We start from the raw sequence: 16,921 nt of genomic DNA on the forward strand, positions 1-16,921 counted from the left end.
AGCGCTCTTGCATACCCCCTATGAGCTTTTGCGCAGGCTCATTTCTTGCGGGTGAGGGTGCGCATGGCCTCCTCGAGTCCGTCCAGAGTCAGCGGGAACATGGCGCCGCCCACCAGTTCGCGCAGCATCTGGGTAGAGGGCGTATAACCCCACTGGCGTTCGGGCACCGGGTTCAGCCAGACGGTGGCCGGATAGGTCTGGACCACGCGGCGCATCCAGGTCGAACCCGCCTCCTCGTTCATGTGCTCGACCGAGCCGCCAGGATAGCTGACCTCGAAGGGGCTCATTGCGGCATCGCCCACGAAGATCACCTTGTAGTCGTGCCCGTACTTGTGGAGGATATCCCAAGTCGGAATGCGTTGGGACCAGCGCCGGCGATTGTCCTTCCATACGCCTTCGTACAGGCAATTATGGAAGTAGAAGAATTCCATGTTCTTGAATTCGCTCGTGGCCGCGCTGAAGAGGTCCTCCATCATTTCGATGAAGGGATCCATGGACCCACCCACGTCAAGGAAGAGCAGCACCTTCACGGCGTTATGGCGCTCGGGCCGCATCCGTATATCCAGCCAGCCCTGCTTGGCCGTGCCCCGGATGGTCGCGTCGAGATCGAGCTCCTCGGCCGCGCCTTCACGGGCAAAGCGGCGCAGGCGGCGCAGCGCTACCTTCATCGTGCGCGTGCCCAGTTCCTTGGTGCTGTCGAGATTGGCGAACTCGCGCTTTTCCCAGACCTTGATCGCGCGCTTGTGCTGACTGGTGCCGCCGATGCGTACGCCTTCGGGATTGTAGCCCGAGTGGCCGAAAGGCGAGGTCCCGCCAGTCCCGATCCACTTGCTGCCGCCCTGATGGCGGTCCTTCTGCTCCTCTAAGCGCTTCTTGAGTGTCTCCATGATCTCGTTCCAGTCGCCCAGCGACTTGATGCGCTCCATCTCCTCGGGGCTGAAATAGCGTTCGGCAAGGCGTTTGAGCCACTCCTCCGGGATCTCGACCGGCTGTTGGCCGCTGTCCGTCAGGATGCCCTTGAAGACTTTCTGGAAGACCTGGTCGAAGCGGTCGATCAGCCCTTCATCCTTCACGAAAGTCGCACGGCTGAGATAGTAGAACGCCTCCGGCGTCTGCTCGATGACCTCGCGTTCGAGCGCTTCGAGAAGAACGAGGTGTTCCTTGAGCGATGCCGGGATGCCTGCGGCGCGAAGTTCGTCGATGAAGTTCAGGAACACGAAGTCAGGCTCCCCTCTACCGAAGGGACCGTATGCGGGCGGGGGCGATGTACCGTCGCGACGAGGACGAAGGATATGTACATGAGGAGATACCACGCGCCGATTTTGCCCGGATGGACCAGTGCCCAACCATCGCGCTGATCCGGATAGATCCAGGCGCGCGAGAAAGTCGCGAGATTCTCGGCGAGCCAGATGAAAAGCGCCACCAGCAACCAGCCCAGAAGAAGCGGCATCCATCGCTGGGTCCGCCAAGGGCGAAACCAAATTCGCGTGCGGGCGAAAAGCAGAGCGAGCGCGGCGAATAGCGCTAGGCGCAGGTCGGGAAGCCAGTGGTGCGCGAAGAAATTGATGTAGATTGCCACGGCCAGCACGGCGCTGAGGGCGCGTGAGGGAAAGGAGGTGAAACGAAAGTCGAAGATGCGCCAGACCCGAGCGATATAACTCCCGACAGCCGCATACATAAAACCCGAAAAGAGCGGCACACCGGCTATGCGCAGAACGCTGGGTTCGGGGTAGACCCATGAGCCGGCGGCGGTCCTGAACAGTTCCATTACCGTCCCGACAACGTGGAAAGCGAGGATGACTTTGGCCTCGTCCCAGGTTTCAAGGCGTAGCGCGAGCAGGCCAACCTGGATGGCAAGAGCGGACAGGGTCAGGAAGTCGTAACGGGCCAATCCAGCGTCTACAGGATAGAACAGGTGTGTGGCCAGGAGGACCGCCAGGAGCAGACCGCCGAACAGGCAGGCCCAGGCCTGCTTGAAGCCGAACAGCAAGAACTCGTAGATCGAGGCCAACGGCCCCGCAGGCGGAGCGACGGCTTCCAGTCGTGCGCGAATCGCCGCAAAACGGGTATGGGAAGAGGGCTTGGCCATCCGATCAGGCGGGTTTTGGCGCGGGCCCGGGAGGCTGGGCGGACCACTGTTCGACTTTCGGATCGTAATAGGCCCAGTCAGGTGCCTCGCTTGTCCAGATGGTGGCATCAACCGTCAGGTCCTGCGCGTCATCCAGCGCGCCGAGGCGCACGACTTGCGCCCCTTGCCGGGTGGGATTGCGGCCAAAAAGCTGGGTTCCGCAAGTTGGGCAGAATCCGTGCTTGACCGTGTTGCCGCTCTCCGCCGTGTAACCACACCACGTAATGGCACCACTGACAGTCATACCTTCCGTGCGGAAGAGACCGTTGCAGGTCGCATTTCCCGCCGCGGCCTTCTGGCACTGGCGGCACCAGCACTGGCGCACCCAGAGCGGTTCGCTCGCAATTGTCAGCGTGACCGCGCCGCAGTTGCAGGAGCCGTGGTAGGGCGCGCTCATTCGCCGCGCCGCGCCATGAAGGCGAGCCTCTCGAACAGCATCACGTCCTGCTCGTTCTTGAGAAGAGCGCCGTGCAGGGGTGGGATCGCCTTGCCCTTGTCCTGAGATTGGAGAACCTCCAGCGGCATGTCCTCGTTCATCAGGAGCTTGAGCCAGTCGAGCAGCTCGCTGGTCGAGGGCTTCTTCTTGAGGCCGGGGACTTCGCGCAGTTCATAGAAGATCTCCATCGCACGGCGCACAAGGGTCTTCTGAATATCGGGAAAGTGCACGTCGATGATGGCTTCCATCGTCTCGCGCTCGGGAAACTTGATGTAGTGGAAGAAGCAGCGGCGCAGGAAGGCGTCGGGCAGGTCCTTCTCGTTGTTCGAGGTGATGACGACGATGGGCCGCTCGCGCGCGGCCACGTGCTCACCTGTCTCATAGACATCGAAGGCCATGCGATCGAGTTCCGCCAGCAGGTCGTTGGGGAATTCGATGTCGGCCTTGTCGATCTCATCGATGAGGAGAACAGGCAGGCGTTCGCTGGTGAAGGCCTCCCACAGCTTGCCCTTGCGGATGTAGTTGGCGATGTCGTGAACCCGCTCGTCGCCCAGCTGTCCGTCACGCAGGCGTGCAACTGCGTCGTACTCATAGAGGCCCTGATGCGCCTTGGTCGTGGATTTCACGTTCCAGGTGATAAGCCGGGCTTCGAGCGCTGCTGCGATCTGTTCAGCCAGGACCGTCTTGCCGGTACCGGGTTCTCCTTTCACCAGCAGGGGCCGGCGCAGGAGCACCGCGGCATTGACCGCGACCTTGAGGTCATCCGTGGCGACGTAATCGCTCGTACCTTCAAAACGCTGCATCGGCTATCCTCAATTCCCTTGCCCGGACTTATTGCTGACAGTTTGTGCGTTGCACAAGGGCTTGGCAAGAGGGGGAGCAAAGAGCGGATCGCGTGCAACCCGAGGCGCTTCGAGGTATTGTGAACAAAAGAAAAGGAGGCTTCGCAAGAGGTCGCAAACGAATGAGGAATACGCGTGGCCCATCGCCCGAACAGCCGCAGTCGCAATATCGCCCTCCTGATCGATGGTGACAACGCATCGCCCTCCACGCTGGAAAGCGCTCTTACGATCCTGGGGGACCTTGGAACCGTGAACATCCGGCGCATTTACGGAAACTGGAGCAAGCCGGGCCTCAAGGGTTGGTCCGAACTGGTACATCGCTATGCGCTGGAACCGCAGCAGCAGTTCGATGTGACCAAGGGCAAGAACGCCACCGACATGAAGATGACCATCGATGCGATGGACCTGCTTTATGGTGGGCACGTCGACGGGTTCGGGCTCATGACCAGCGACAGCGATTTCATGCCACTTGCCATCCGCATCCGCCAGAACGGCACGCCGGTCTATGGCTTTGGGACGGACCGGACGCCCGAGGCGTTCCGGGAAGCGTGCACGCGCTTCATCGACCTCGGCGCCTTGAATGCCGAGCAGGGAGCCACGGCAGCGGACTCCAAAGTTCCGGCCGCAAAGCCGCAAGTCGAAGATGCCCTTGTCGAACTTCTGGGCGATGCGTGGAAGGCCAGCAAGCGCGACGATGAAGGATTCGCGAGCCTGTCCGAGGTCGGCCAGCGGGCGGCCAACCGGTCCAGCTTCGACGCGCGCAGCTACGGCTTTTCACGCCTGTCCGAACTGGTGCAGAGCCTGCCGCAATTTGCCATCGAACAGCGCGCGAACGGGGTCTTCGTCAAGCGCATGCACTGAAGCGCGGGATCAGGACTTCTTTCCGAGACCGTCCTTGGGCTTTCGCAGCGCTTTGCGGAAAGCCCAGAAGGCGGCCAGGAGGGCAGTGGTTCCCGTCAACATACCGGTGAGGACCTTGAACACTTCGGGCAGGCCGCGAAAGGTATCCATTGTCGCTTGCCACGCAGTTCGTTTGATCCGGACCTGCTGGATGTGCATTGCAAGCAGGAGCGCATAGCGCGCACCGTCCGCAGTCACGCCCATCACGACGGTGCGCAAGGCAAGCTCCTGGGCGCCATGCCGCAAGGGCATGACCGCCCACTCCGAGGTTTTTGCAATCCTATCCCTGACTGTTCATTCGGCCCGGTTCATCGGCTCCATGTGAAACCCATGGCCTGTGAGTTCAGCGCGCATGATCCGCCCGACGATGGGGTATAGGTCTCGATCGTACCGGGTTGACCTGCGAGGTCTTCCTGCGGCGTTCGGGGGCGGAGGGCCATTTCCCCCTGGGGCTCATCCGGTCGTGTTTCCGCAGGAAACCCGATCAACAGTCGGATGTTTACCGTCTCGTCAACCATCAGGTGTTCGGGCGCGTTGAAGGCGGTAGTGCCTTGCCTGCTCCATGACGCTGGTAAGGTCGGCGCAGTCTTGCATCGTCAGGCGCCGCCCTGCCACGTCGCAAAAGGCCGGCTCGTTCGGATCGGCAGGAGTCATCAAGGCTTCCTCGGTGACGCCACGTGCCATGGGACTGGTTGTAACCCCATCCATCACGGTTTCATAGCAGAAGGACATCGCGATGGCGAGAGCAAGGTCCAGATCGTGTCGTGCGAATGCTATGAACACTTCCGATCCAACGGGTGCCGGACGCTGAACATCGCATATCGGCAGGCGGGCCGGATCCATTCCGCTGCGGCCTAATGATCGTTTTCATGCTCCGGAGCAGCGTCCAGCGAAAATCAGGCGGGTATTGAGAAAGAGCGATTTACAGGCAGAAGGGCCAGTTCACGGGCCATCGCTTTCGGGCCCCGCGTACTGCCAAGCACAGCTTGCGCTCGCTCCATTGCGAGCGTGAGGTGAGCTTGCCGATTTTTTTAAGCGAGGTGCGTATCCCCTCAGTGATCTTGCGTTTTCTGCCCGTGAGAGGCTTGAAATCAGGCGTCGATCAGGTCGCGATCCACGTCGCCTGCGCGGTTCTGGATGAACTGGAAGCGGTGCTCGGGATTGCGGCCCATGAGACGATCAACGAGATCCTTGACCACGGCACGGTCCTCGTATTCAGCGGGTAGAGTGATGCGCACCAGCGAGCGGCTGGCCGGCGCCATGGTCGTCTCGCGCAACTGCTGCGGGTTCATCTCGCCAAGTCCCTTGAAGCGGCCGACCTCGACCTTTTTGCCTTTGAAGACGGTGGCTTCGAGTTCGGCGCGGTGCTCATCGTCGCGCGCGTAGGCCGAGTTTGAGCCATGGGTCAGGCGGTAGAGCGGCGGCTGGGCCAGGTAAAGGTGTCCGCGCCGCACGATCTCGGGCATCTCCTGGAAGAAGAACGTCATCAGAAGCGTGGCGATGTGCGCGCCATCGACGTCGGCATCGGTCATGATGATGATGCGGTCGTAGCGCAGGTTGTCCGCGTTGCAGTCCTTGCGCACGCCGCAGCCCATGGCCAGCATGAGGTCCGCGATTTCCTGGTTGGCGCGGATCTTGTCGGCACTGGCCGAAGCGACGTTGAGGATCTTGCCGCGGATGGGCAGAATGGCCTGCGTCTTGCGGTCGCGCGCCTGCTTGGCCGAACCACCGGCGCTGTCGCCTTCGACGATGAAGAGTTCGGTATCGCCAGCGCCTTCGCCGGAACAGTCGGTCAGCTTGCCGGGAAGGCGTACTTTCTTGGCATTGGTCGCGGTCTTGCGCTTGACCTCGCGCTCGGCCTTGCGGCGAAGGCGCTCTTCCACACGCTCCAGGATAGCACCGAGCAGCGCCTTGCCTCGGTCGAGGTTGTGCGAGAGGAACAAGTCAAAGTGATCGCGCACCGCATTTTCGACTAGGCGCGTCGCCTCGGTGCTGGTGAGGCGGTCCTTGGTCTGGCTCTGGAACTGGGGATCGCGAATGAAGACCGAAAGCATGATTTCCGAGCCCGTCACCACGTCGTCGGGCGTAATGTCTTTGGCCTTCTTCTTTTCGCCTATCAGTTCGGCAAAGGCGCGGATGCCCTTGGTGAGCGCGGCGCGTAGCCCCTGTTCGTGGGTGCCGCCATCGGGCGTGGGGATGGTGTTGCAGTACCAGGAATAGGCGCCGTCCGAATAGAGCGGCCAGGCAATCGCCCATTCCACGCGGCCCTGTTCCTGACCCGCATCGTTCTCCGGGAAGTCCTGCGAACCGGAAAAGAACTCAGCAGTGACGCAGGAACGCCCCTTGATCTGTTCGGCAAGGTGATCGGAAAGCCCGCCCGGGAACTGGAAGGTAGCTTCGGCAGGAACCTCTTCGGAGGCAAGGGCGGGCGAGCATTTCCAGCGAATTTCGACCCCGGCGAAGAGATAAGCCTTCGATCGCACCAGCCTGAACAGGCGCGCCGGCTTGAACTTCAATTCGCCGAAGATCTCGGTATCGGGGGTGAAAGTGACAGCCGTCCCGCGCCGGTTAGGTGCGGCACCGATCTTCTGGATGGGGCCGAGGGTCTGGCCCCTGGAAAACTCTTGCGCGTAAAGTTCTTTATTGCGCGCGACCTCCACCCGGGTCTTGGTCGACAGGGCGTTGACGACCGAGATGCCCACGCCATGCAGACCGCCCGAAGTGGCATAGGCCTTGCCTGAGAACTTGCCGCCCGAGTGCAGTGTCGAAAGGATCACCTCCAGCGCGGACTTGCCGGGATACTTGGGATGTTCATCGACCGGAATACCGCGCCCGTTATCGGTGATGGTGATCCGCCCGGCCGTACCGGGCTCCTCTTCGAGAGTGACTTCGATGCGGTTGGCGTGGCCGGCCACCGCTTCGTCCATCGCGTTGTCGAGGACTTCCGCCGCAAGATGGTGCAGCGCGCGTTCGTCGGTGCCGCCGATGTACATGCCGGGGCGCCGGCGGACTGGCTCAAGCCCCTCCAGAACCTCGATAGCTGAGCCATCGTAGGTTTCACCGCTGCCCGCGCCGGGCATGTTCTCGAACAGGTTATCGGACATGCCCGGTGTATAGGGCCCGTTTTGTTCCGCAATCAAGCGGCCATAGCCGCTTTTTCCGCCATTGTGGCGCAAGTCAGCGAAACAGGCCGGTTTACTTGTCGAAGCGGGTCGGGGCAGGGCTTACGACACGGACCGAACCCGAACTGACTTCCCGCACTTCCAGGGCGCGCTCGACGACACCGCCCTTGCTGAAGCGGAACGGACCGTCGAGGCCAAGGAAGCCGTCGGCCGAAACGAGTCTGGCGGTCGGGAACTTCGAGCCCTGCTTCCAGTCGCGCGCCACCCGGAGCGTCAGGAGTACCGCGTCGTAGCCCAGCGTCGCGATGCGATAGGGCTGTGCGCCGAAGCGGCTCTTGTAGCTGGAGGCAAACTGCGAGAAGCGCTGGTCGGAAACGGTCGCGAACCAGGCACCCTGCAGCGCAGGGGTCGTGGCGAGGCGCTTTTCGCCGCCCCACAACTCAGTGCCCAGAAGACGGACCGAACCAGTGTCTTCACCGGCCTTGAAAGCAGTGGCGGCTTGCGCCGAGAGGCTGCCGCTGTCTGCAATGAGGAGGGCGCCATAGCCCTTCTTGGACTGGATGCGCTCCGCTGCCGCCCGGATCGAGGTGGGCGAGCGTTCGTAGGATTCCATGGCGATGACGGCGCCGCCATTGGCGCGCACCGCCGACATGAGGGCCGAACTGGTGCGCTCGCCGTAGTCGCCACGCGGAATCAGCGCGGCGAAAGCCGAGATGCCCTTGGCATGCGCGTACTCGACGGTGCGGGTGACGGACTGGCCTGGTAGGTTGCCCATGACGAAGACATTGTCCGAGGCCATCTTTTCATCGTTCGAGAAGGAGATGAGCGGCACGCCCGCTGGCCGTGCCACGTTGTTGACCGATACGATGTTGTCCGAGAGGAGCGGGCCCAGGATCAGCTGGTTGCCATCTGACAGGGCACGGCGCGCGGCGCCCGAGGGATCGCTCGCAGTGTCATAGGTCGTGATGCGCAGGTTCGAGGCGTTGGTGTCGAGGAGGGCCATCGTCGCGGCGTTCGCGATTGACTGACCTACCTCGGCGTTGTTGCCGCTGGTGGGAACCAGGAGAGCCACGCGGTGGTGCGCGGTGTCGGTCGGAAGCGTGCTCTGGGTCGGCTCGGGTTCGGGCGGAAGATCAGGCGCCGTGGTCTTGGGAACGACGGTACAGCCCGCCACCAAGGTCATCGCGGCTGCCGCGAGCAGGTTGCGCCGATTGGTGAAACTTTTCAGGCGCATGTCGAACATTGCTTGCCGCTCCCGTAGTGCTTGGGCATGAGTCCCGCGATGGAACATTCTTTAGAACCCGGCCTCTATATAGTGGCAACCCCGATTGGCAACCTTGGCGATATCACGATGCGTGCTGTCGACGTGCTGCGGGGCGTGGAGGCGGTCGCGTGCGAGGATACGCGGGTTACGGGCAAGTTGATGCACCACCTGGGTTTCAAGACCCGGCTCATCCGCTACGACGATCACGCGGGCGAGGGCGACCGGGAACGGTTGTTCGCGCTGATGGCCGAGCACCCCGTGGCGCTTGTCAGCGATGCAGGAACACCGCTCATTTCCGATCCCGGCTATCGCCTCGTGCGCGAGGCGCGCGAACGCGGCATCGCGGTCACAAGCCTGCCGGGACCGAGTGCTGCGGTGGTCGGGATGACGTTATCGGGCCTGCCGAACGACCGTTTCCTGTTCGCGGGTTTCTTTCCTAACAAGGCCAAGGCGCGTGAGGATGTCCTCGCCGAACTGCGTTCCGTGCGCGCGACGCTGATATTTTATGAAACGGCACCGCGCCTCGAGGCGGCGCTGACGGCGATTGCGAGGCACCTGCCTGGACGCGAGGTTGCGGTTGCGCGCGAGTTGACCAAGAAGTTTGAGGAGTGTCGGACCGGTCTGCCGGAAGATATCGCCGCGCACTACGCGGCCCATCCTCCCAAGGGCGAGATTGTGCTGATGATCGCACCGCCTTCGGATGCGCCGGACGAAGCGCCCGATGTCGATGCGCTGCTGCGCTCCGAGCTCGAGGGGGCGAAGGCCTCGCAGGCCGCAGCCAAGGTGGCCAAGGCGACCGGACTGGATCGCAAGACGCTCTATGCGCGGGCACTGGAGCTGAAGTGAGCGCACGCCGCGAACAGGCTGAACGCGCTGGCCGGCGTGGCGAAGCCTGGGCGGCTTGGTATCTGCGCCTGAAGGGGTGGCGGGTCATCGCGCGCCGGGTAAAGACGCGCCGTGGCGAAATAGATCTGGTGGTGCGGCGCGGGCGGACCTTGTGCTTCATCGAGGTGAAATGGCGTCGGAACAGCGCTGATCTCGATCATGCTATCGATGCCTGGCGGCTGCGCCGAGTGGCCGACGCGGCGAACCTGGTGCTAAGTCGATACGAAAAAACCGGCGACAGCGTGCGGATCGATGTCCTTTTGCTGTCGCCGGGATGCTGGCCGCGCGTGATCGAAAATGCCTGGATGCCAGGATCCTGAAGGCTTCGATCACGCGGACCCGCGGGGGGGGCTCTTGTCAGAAGTGGGGCTTGGGCTCTTCGTGATGCTCGCCCTTTTCGCCTTCGTGATGACCTTCCTCGTGGTGGTCGCCCTTGTCGGCGTCCTCGTGATGGCCCTCGTCCTTGTGGCCTTCCTCATGGTGATCCGGCTCGGCGGCCACGGCAAGAGGCGCGAGGCCCGAAACCGCGAAAAGGCTGGCGAGAAGGGTCAGGGTGGTCTTGTTCATGTGGTCAGAAACTCCCAAGAAGTGTGTTGCTTCGCAAAGATAACTACTCGTCTTGCCCCATGATTCGCTTTAAGCGGCCTCCCGGTAGGAACCCTCAGGACTCGATAATATGACCTTGCGCATTGCCGTACAGATGGACCCGATCGAAAGCGTCAACATCGCGGGCGATTCCTCGTTCGCACTGATGTTGAGCGCGCAGGCGCGCGGGCATGAACTGTTCCACTACGACGTGCGCACACTTGCCTACGACACCAACGAAGGTGCGGCCGGTAAGCTCACCTGTTGGGGGGCGCCGATTACCGTTCAGCGCGTGGAAGGGGCCCATTACGTGCGCGGCGAGTACCGCCTGATCGACCTCGTCAAGGACATCGACGTGGTGCTCATGCGCCAGGATCCGCCCTTTGACTTGGGCTATATCACGGCCACGCACCTGCTTGAACGGCTCGAGGGCCAGACCCTCGTCGTCAACGATCCGGCCTCGGTGCGCAACGCGCCCGAGAAGGTCTTCGTGCTCGACTATGCGCGTTTCATGCCGCCGACCTTCATCGCCCGCCGTATCGAGGATGTGAAACGCTTCCAGGCGCAGATGGTAGACAAGGGGCTTCCCGGCGACCTCGTCGTCAAGCCGCTCCACGGTAATGGCGGCAAGGCAATCTTCCGCGTGCCCGAAGACGGCAGCAATCTCGGCGCGCTGGTCGAGATGTTCCAGAACGCCTGGGTCGAGCCGTTCATGGTCCAGCCTTTCCTTCCCGGCGTTGCCGAGGGCGACAAGCGCATCGTGCTGGTCGATGGTGAGGTAGCGGGCGCGATAAACCGCAAGCCGGGTGAGGGCGAGTTCCGCTCTAACCTGGCTGTGGGCGGTTCGGCCGAAGCCTGCACGCTCGGTTCGACCGAGGAAGATATCTGTGCAACGATGGGGCCGGAACTCAAGGCTCGCGGTCTCGTTTTCGTGGGCATAGACGTGATCGGGGGCAAGTGGCTCACCGAGATCAACGTGACATCGCCCACGGGCATTGTGGCCATCGACAAGTTCAACGGCACCGACACTGGTGCCAGGATCTGGGATGCCATCGAGGCGCGCCACGCGGCGATGTAAACCCGCTTCTCGGAGGAGGGGCAGGACGGAGACCGCTTCGTGAGCGACTTCATATACGACGTTATTCGGGAGGGTGGCTATTTCGGCGTCTTCGTGTTGATGGCGCTGGAGAATGTCTTCCCTCCCATCCCTTCATCGACCGCTGGGGCCGCTGGCTCACGCTGGACTGGAACGATATCGAGAGTTCGAGCCGTTTCCTCAAGCGGCACGGACACTGGGTCGTGCTGGGACTTCGGCTTCTGCCGATGTTCCGAACCGTTATCTCGATTCCGGCGGGCCTTGCGCATATGGGCCATGTGCGCTTCGTGGCTTTTACCGCCATTGGCACTGGCGCGTGGAACGTGGTCCTCATCCTCGGGGGAGCCTGGCTTGGCCGTACTCTCCAGCACGCCGAGAATTGGCTGAGCGGGGGCACGCTCGCGCTCATTGCGATGGCGGTGGTGTGGTACGTCTGGCGGATCGTGACCTGGAGGAGGGGGCGCTCCTAGCTGTCGTTTTCACGCGGGTGGGCGTTGCGGTATACGTCGAGCAGGGTGGCGGCATCGACCTGCGTGTAGATCTGCGTCGAGCCAAGCGAGGCGTGGCCTAGCAGTTCCTGGAGTGAACGCAGATCCGCGCCAGCCCCCAGAAGGTGGGTGGCGAAACTGTGGCGCAAGGCGTGGGGCGTAGCCGTCTGCGGTAGGCCCAGCGCCGTGCGCGCACGCGCCATGGCCTTCTGCACCATGCCCTGTGATAGGGCTCCTCCCTTGGCGCCGCGAAACAGCGCCGTGTCGGCTGATACTGGCCAGGGACACTTGGCGAGATAGTCCTCGATCATGGCCCGCACGATGGGCAGGATCGGAACGACGCGCTCCTTGTTGCCCTTGCCCAGCACGACGAGCCGGTCGCCGAGCGGCATCACGGCGCCTGTCAGCGATAGTGCTTCCGATATGCGCAAGCCCGAGCCGTAAAGCAGGACCAGCACGGCGCGGTCCCGTGCGCCGATCCAGTCATCTGTGGCCAGTTCGTCAGCCATGCTGGCAAGGTTCACCGCTTCATCAGGCGTGACCGGCCGGGGTATGCCTTTCTTGACCCGGGGGCCTCGTACGCGGGGCGGGGCGGCCGCGTCGTCACCTGCCTGCTGGCGCGCGAAGGTCAGGAAGGCTTTGAGCGCGGAAAGTTCGCGCGCGGCCGAGGCGTTTCCGATGCCCCCGGCGCGGCGCGCGGCGAGATGACGGCGCAGGTCCTCGCTGGTGCACCGGGCAAGCTCGGCCCAGGTAACGCTTACGGTGATGTCTTTGCCCAGGAAATCGAGGAGCCGCGCGGCGGTCGCGAGGTAGGCACGGGTCGTATGGGCGCTGCGGCGTCGGGCCTGTGCCAGGTGGCTTCCCCAGGCCTCGAGCACGTCGGCGCGCGTCACACCGCCACCAGGTCTTCGGGGACAAGTTCGGCGAGGAGCCCATCGAGTAGCGGCATGCCCGCTTCGGTCACCCCCATCCGGCTCCCGTGCTGCCAGACGAGGCCTTGGCGCGCGTAAAACGCGGCCTTGTCGGCATGGCACAGCGACGTTGTAGCGAGGCCGAAACGCAGCGCGAGTTGGGCAAGGTCAATCCCTTCGCGCAGGCGCAGGCCCATCAACATGGCTTCGGAGGCCTGTTCGGGTACGGCGAGTGCACGTTCCTCGACGATGCCGTGATTGGCGCGGACAAAGGCGTTGAGCCAGTTCTCGGGCTTGCGATGACGGACCGTGGCGGTGTTCGCGCGGCGGCCGTGTGCGCCCGGGCCAATCCCGCAATAGTCTTCGTAGCGCCAGTACGTCAGGTTGTGGCGGCTTTCCTCGCCCGGGCGGGCATGGTTGCTGATCTCGTAGGCAGGGAGGCCCGCCGCCACCGTGCGCGCCCGGGTGAGGGCGAACATGTCGGCGCAGGCGTCTTCGTCCAGTGGCGTGAAATCGCCCTTTCGGACCATCGTCTCGAACTTCGTGCCTGGCTCGATGGTGAGCTGGTAGAGCGAGAGGTGTCCGGTCCCGAAGCCAAGAGCACGCTCCAGTTCGGCGTCCCACTGCTTCAGTGTCTGGCCGGGACGTGCATAAATGAGATCGAAACTCACACGCGCGAACTTGGCTTGCGCGACTTCGAGCGCCCTCAGGCCCTCTGAAACGTCGTGAAGGCGCCCCAGGAAGCGCAAGGTTTCGTTGTCGAGCGCCTGGAGACCGAGAGAGACCCGGTTGATCCCGGAACTGGCCAGCGCGGCGTAGTTCGCCGCCTCGATTGAGGAGGGATTGCCTTCCAGCGTGATCTCGATGTCCGGTGCAAAGCCCCACAGGTCCTGCGCCTCGCGCAGCAGCCGCTCGACAAGGGCAGGGGGCATGAGCGAGGGCGTGCCGCCGCCAAAGAAGATCGAATGGAGCGGCTCGCTCCCTGCAAGGGCGTGTTCATGGCGCATGTCGGCCAGCATTGCGGCTTCCATCGCACCATTGTCCACGCGGTCGCGGACATGGCTATTGAAGTCGCAATAGGGGCACTTTGCGAGGCAGTACGGCCAGTGGATGTAGAGTGCGCGCGCCATGCTCTGCTCAGCTTAGCTGCTGAACTGCTCTGCGACCAGCTTGGCGAAGGCATCGGCGCGGTGGCTCATCGCCTGTTTGTCGGCGGTGTCCATCTCGGCGAAAGTCATTGTCTTGCCCTCGGGCACGAAAACAGGATCGTAGCCGAAGCCGACGCGGCCGCGAGGGGGCCAGGAGAAGGTGCCGTTGACGCGGCCCTCGTAGACCACTTCCTCGCCATCGGGCCAGGCGATCGCGAGGGTACAGGAGAACCAGCAGGAGCGGTCGGCATCGGGGCCCTTTTCGGCGAGCAGGCCCTCGACCTTGCCCATCGCCATGAACCAGTCGCGGCCCGGTTCCCCTTCGAACCACTGCCGTTCGGCCCAGTCGGCGGTGTAGACGCCGGGGCGACCATCAAGCGCGGCGACCGAGAGGCCGCTGTCATCCGAAAGTGCAGGCAGCTGCGCGGCCTTGGCCGCCGCGTGCGCCTTGATGAGCGCGTTCTCGGCAAAGGTGGAGCCGGTCTCTTCCGGCTCGTCCAGGCCGAGTTGGCCCGCCGAGATGCATTCGAGGCCGTAAGGCGCGAGGAGGGCGCTGATTTCCTTCAGCTTGCCCGCATTGTGCGTGGCAATGACGAGCTTTCCGCCCTGGAGCTTGCGGGTCATGGGGTCCCTCCTCGTGTCTCTAGCTTACTTGCCGACGGCCTTGGCTTGCGCGGCAAAGATCTGGTCACAACCGATCTTGGCGAGGCGCAGAAGGCGCAAGAGGCCTTCCTCGTCATACGTAGCCCCTTCGGCCGTGGCCTGGACTTCGGCGATCTTGCCGCCTTCGATTAGCACGAAGTTTGCGTCGGCATCGGCCGAGCTGTCCTCGATGTAGTCGAGGTCGAGTACCGGGGAGCCCTCGCAGATACCGCAGGAGATCGCGGCGACGCGGCCCTCGATGGGATCTTCCTTGATCTTGCCCTCTTCCATCAGTTTGTCGACGGCTAGGCGCAGCGCCACCCAGGCGCCCGAGATCGAGGCGGTGCGGGTGCCGCCATCGGCCTGGAGCACGTCGCAGTCGAGGACGATCTGACGCTCGCCCAGCTTCTTCATGTCGACGACAGCGCGCAAGGAACGGCCGATCAGGCGCTGGATTTCCTGCGTGCGACCCGACTGCTTGCCCTTTGCGGCTTCGCGGCTTCCGCGCGTGTGCGTGGCGCGCGGAAGCATCGAGTATTCGCCCGTGACCCAGCCTTCACCCTTGCCGCGCAGAAACGGCGGGACCTTTTCCTCGACCGAGGCGGTAACCAGCACGCGCGTGTCGCCGAACGAAATCAGCACGGAGCCCTCGGCGTGCTTGGTGAAACCGGTCTGGATGTCGATAGTGCGCATCTCGTCGGATGCACGGCCGGAAGGACGCATGGATTTGCCTTTCTCTATTTTCGAGCCGCCCCTAAGCGCATTGGGCTTGAGGCTGCAAGAGCAGAGCCTAAATTGTCACGCATCATGCCCACACCGCCCATCACCGAACTGACCGCCCGCGCCCGCGAAATCTTCCGCCTTGTCGTGGAGGGCTATCTCGATACTGGCACCCCTGTGGGCTCCAAGGCTCTGGCCGGGGCAGGGGGCGTCAACCTCTCGCCCGCCTCTATCCGATCGGTTCTTGCAGACCTTGAATCGCTGGGCCTTCTGGCTGCTCCACACACGAGTGCCGGTCGCCTGCCGACCGAAGCGGGGCTGCGCCTGTTCGTCGATGGCATCATGCAGATGGCCGAGCCCAGTATCGAAGAACGCCAGGCGATCGAGCGTGGGCTTTCGGCTCCCGGTCCCATCGAGGCGGCGCTGGAGGCGACAAGCTCGCTCCTCTCCAACCTGACGTCGAGTGCTGGGCTGGTCATGGTTCCGCGCCGTGAGCCGCGCCTCAGCCATCTTCAGCTTGTGCCGCTGGCGCCGGGCCGGGCGCTGGCGGTCGTCGTGGGAGATGATGGTGCGGTCGAGAACCGCGTGGTCGACCTTCCCTATGACCTGACGCAGGGGAGCCTGGAGCAGGCTTCCAACTTCATCAGCGCGCACCTCAAGGGGCGCACCATCGGAGAGGCAACCCGGCTTATGCAGGCCGAGATCACCTCGGGCAAAGCAGAGCTCGATGCGGCCAGCCGTGAACTGGTCGAGCGCGGGATCGCGGTGTGGAGCGAGGACGCACTGGAACGCCCGGTCCTGATCGTGCGAGGGCAGGCAAACCTGCTCGACGAAAGCACGCTTTTGGACCTGGAGCGTGTCCGCTCCCTCCTCGATGACCTTGAAAACAAGCAGTCGGTTGCCGAACTTCTAGAAAGCGCGCGTGAAGCGCGCTCGACCCGAATCTTCATCGGCTCGGAAAACCGCCTCTTTGCGCTCTCCGGGTCCTCGGTAATCGCCTCGCCCTATCGCGATCGCGATGGCAAGGTGGTCGGCGTGGTGGGGGTTATCGGTCCGACGCGGTTGAATTACGCGCGGGTCGTCCCCATGGTGGACTTCACTGCCCGAAGTCTGGGCAAGCTTATCGGATAGCTGGAACCATAGAAGACATGACTGACGACAAGACTCAGCCGCCGGTTGACCAGGAAGTGGCCAAGGAACTGGACGGCGTGCCCGAAGAGATGCTCGACAACAGCGAAGCGGACGGTGACGGCGTGGAAGACGAACTTGCCAAGCTGCGTGAAGAGCTGGAGACAGCCAAGCAGGAAGCGCTCTACGCGCGTGCCGAGACGCAGAACGTGCGCCGCCGTCTCGAGAAGGACATTACGGACGCCCGCAACTACTCCGCCACGAGCTTCGCGCGTGAGATCCTCTCGGTCTCGGACAATCTCGCCCGTGCGCTTTCGGCGATTCCCGCCGACCAGCGCGAGGACGAGAAGATGAAGAACATCGTCACCGGTATCGAGGCGACTAACCGCGAGATCGACAAGGTGTTCACCAACCACGGTATCACCCGCATCGCGGCAATGGGCCTTCCGCTCGACCCCAACCAGCACCAGGCGATGATCGAGGTCCCCTCGGCCGACGCCGAGCCGGGCACGGTCGTGCAGGAACTCCAGGCCGGGTACATGATCAAGGACCGTCTCCTGCGTCCGGCCATGGTGGCCGTTGCCAAGAAGCCGGACTGATAGAGATCATCCTCGAGGCCGCTTTTG

20 protein-coding genes are annotated in these 16,921 nt (G+C 63.2%); 7 read left to right on the forward strand and 13 right to left on the reverse strand.

Going from position 1 to position 16,921, the window contains the following annotated elements; translation table 11 throughout:
• Positions 1-38 precede the first annotated feature (38 nt).
• From FMM79_RS05945 to FMM79_RS05960, 4 genes are read right to left on the reverse strand one after another with little or no spacing between them, the layout of a single operon-like run.
• Positions 39-1,217, reverse strand: coding sequence for a VWA domain-containing protein (locus FMM79_RS05945; RefSeq protein ID WP_148626600.1), 1,179 nt, complete (start codon positions 1,215-1,217; stop codon positions 39-41).
• Positions 1,208-2,089 (reverse strand): DUF817 domain-containing protein, encoded by an 882-nt coding sequence (locus tag FMM79_RS05950; protein WP_148626601.1) that lies wholly within the window; start codon positions 2,087-2,089, stop codon positions 1,208-1,210. Before FMM79_RS05950 ends, FMM79_RS05945 begins: the two co-directional genes overlap by 10 nt.
• Positions 2,090-2,093: 4 nt before the next feature.
• Complete coding sequence (locus tag FMM79_RS05955; protein ID WP_148626602.1) at positions 2,094-2,525, reverse strand: GFA family protein; 432 nt, start codon at positions 2,523-2,525, stop codon at positions 2,094-2,096.
• Positions 2,522-3,367, reverse strand: coding sequence for a MoxR family ATPase (locus tag FMM79_RS05960; protein WP_148626603.1), 846 nt, complete (start codon positions 3,365-3,367; stop codon positions 2,522-2,524). Before FMM79_RS05960 ends, FMM79_RS05955 begins: the two co-directional genes overlap by 4 nt.
• A 174-nt stretch (positions 3,368-3,541) precedes the next feature.
• Here FMM79_RS05960 and FMM79_RS05965 point away from each other — a divergent pair, with 174 nt between their 5' ends.
• Entirely contained in the window at positions 3,542-4,267 is a 726-nt protein-coding gene (locus FMM79_RS05965; RefSeq protein ID WP_205466509.1) for an NYN domain-containing protein, read from the forward strand.
• Positions 4,268-4,276: 9 nt separating this feature from the next.
• Here the strand turns inward: FMM79_RS05965 and FMM79_RS05970 are convergent, their stop codons facing one another.
• The 4 genes from FMM79_RS05970 to FMM79_RS05985 all read right to left on the reverse strand — a co-directional run bounded on the left by FMM79_RS05970 (position 4,277) and on the right by FMM79_RS05985 (position 8,671).
• A complete protein-coding gene (locus tag FMM79_RS05970; RefSeq protein ID WP_148626605.1) occupies positions 4,277-4,558 on the reverse strand; it encodes a hypothetical protein in 282 nt (93 codons plus the stop codon).
• Between the two features lie 258 nt (positions 4,559-4,816).
• Positions 4,817-5,149 carry a hypothetical protein gene (locus tag FMM79_RS05975; protein ID WP_148626606.1) on the reverse strand — a complete coding sequence of 111 codons (333 nt, stop codon included), beginning with the start codon at positions 5,147-5,149 and terminating at the stop codon, positions 4,817-4,819.
• 248 nt (positions 5,150-5,397) lie between these two features.
• Positions 5,398-7,410: a DNA topoisomerase IV subunit B gene (gene parE / locus FMM79_RS05980; RefSeq protein ID WP_148626607.1), complete on the reverse strand. Its 2,013-nt coding sequence runs from the start codon at positions 7,408-7,410 to the stop codon at positions 5,398-5,400.
• Positions 7,411-7,501: 91 nt separating this feature from the next.
• Complete coding sequence (locus FMM79_RS05985) at positions 7,502-8,671, reverse strand: penicillin-binding protein activator (RefSeq protein WP_148626608.1); 1,170 nt, start codon at positions 8,669-8,671, stop codon at positions 7,502-7,504.
• A 39-nt stretch (positions 8,672-8,710) separates the two neighbouring features.
• Here FMM79_RS05985 and rsmI point away from each other — a divergent pair, with 39 nt between their 5' ends.
• Entirely contained in the window at positions 8,711-9,538 is an 828-nt protein-coding gene (gene rsmI / locus FMM79_RS05990; RefSeq protein WP_148626609.1) for a 16S rRNA (cytidine(1402)-2'-O)-methyltransferase, read from the forward strand.
• Positions 9,535-9,897 (forward strand): YraN family protein, encoded by a 363-nt coding sequence (locus FMM79_RS05995; RefSeq protein ID WP_148626610.1) that lies wholly within the window; start codon positions 9,535-9,537, stop codon positions 9,895-9,897. Before rsmI ends, FMM79_RS05995 begins: the two co-directional genes overlap by 4 nt.
• A gap of 37 nt (positions 9,898-9,934) precedes the next feature.
• Here the strand turns inward: FMM79_RS05995 and FMM79_RS06000 are convergent, their stop codons facing one another.
• Complete coding sequence (locus FMM79_RS06000) at positions 9,935-10,144, reverse strand: hypothetical protein (protein WP_148626611.1); 210 nt, start codon at positions 10,142-10,144, stop codon at positions 9,935-9,937.
• 109 nt (positions 10,145-10,253) lie between these two features.
• Between FMM79_RS06000 and gshB the strand changes: the two genes are divergently transcribed.
• A complete protein-coding gene (gshB, locus tag FMM79_RS06005) occupies positions 10,254-11,240 on the forward strand; it encodes a glutathione synthase (protein ID WP_148626612.1) in 987 nt (328 codons plus the stop codon).
• A 176-nt stretch (positions 11,241-11,416) separates the two neighbouring features.
• Complete coding sequence (locus FMM79_RS06010) at positions 11,417-11,728, forward strand: DedA family protein (RefSeq protein WP_240339031.1); 312 nt, start codon at positions 11,417-11,419, stop codon at positions 11,726-11,728.
• On the opposite strand, the gene FMM79_RS06015 is transcribed toward FMM79_RS06010, so the two are convergent.
• Genes FMM79_RS06015 through rph form a run of 4 tightly spaced genes read right to left on the reverse strand, consistent with a single transcriptional unit; the run spans position 11,725 to position 15,170 of the window.
• On the reverse strand, positions 11,725-12,639 hold the full coding sequence (locus FMM79_RS06015; RefSeq protein WP_148626613.1) for a tyrosine recombinase XerC: 915 nt from the start codon (positions 12,637-12,639) through the stop codon (positions 11,725-11,727). The genes FMM79_RS06010 and FMM79_RS06015 overlap by 4 nt on opposite strands.
• Positions 12,636-13,787, reverse strand: coding sequence for a radical SAM family heme chaperone HemW (gene hemW / locus FMM79_RS06020; RefSeq protein ID WP_148626614.1), 1,152 nt, complete (start codon positions 13,785-13,787; stop codon positions 12,636-12,638). Before hemW ends, FMM79_RS06015 begins: the two co-directional genes overlap by 4 nt.
• Before the next feature lie 12 nt (positions 13,788-13,799).
• Positions 13,800-14,429, reverse strand: coding sequence for an RdgB/HAM1 family non-canonical purine NTP pyrophosphatase (rdgB, locus tag FMM79_RS06025; protein WP_148626615.1), 630 nt, complete (start codon positions 14,427-14,429; stop codon positions 13,800-13,802).
• 24 nt (positions 14,430-14,453) lie between these two features.
• Positions 14,454-15,170 carry a ribonuclease PH gene (rph, locus tag FMM79_RS06030; protein ID WP_148626616.1) on the reverse strand — a complete coding sequence of 239 codons (717 nt, stop codon included), beginning with the start codon at positions 15,168-15,170 and terminating at the stop codon, positions 14,454-14,456.
• 84 nt (positions 15,171-15,254) lie between these two features.
• Here rph and hrcA point away from each other — a divergent pair, with 84 nt between their 5' ends.
• Together hrcA and grpE are read left to right on the forward strand one after the other, a co-directional pair.
• Positions 15,255-16,298 carry a heat-inducible transcriptional repressor HrcA gene (hrcA, locus tag FMM79_RS06035; protein ID WP_148626617.1) on the forward strand — a complete coding sequence of 348 codons (1,044 nt, stop codon included), beginning with the start codon at positions 15,255-15,257 and terminating at the stop codon, positions 16,296-16,298.
• Between the two features lie 17 nt (positions 16,299-16,315).
• Positions 16,316-16,894, forward strand: a complete 579-nt coding sequence (grpE, locus tag FMM79_RS06040; RefSeq protein WP_148626618.1) for a nucleotide exchange factor GrpE — start codon at positions 16,316-16,318, stop codon at positions 16,892-16,894.
• Positions 16,895-16,921: the final 27 nt, after the last annotated feature.

Origin of the sequence: Novosphingobium sp. BW1 (genome assembly GCF_008107685.1) — a bacterium.
Taxonomy (GTDB): Bacteria; Pseudomonadota; Alphaproteobacteria; order Sphingomonadales; family Sphingomonadaceae; genus Novosphingobium.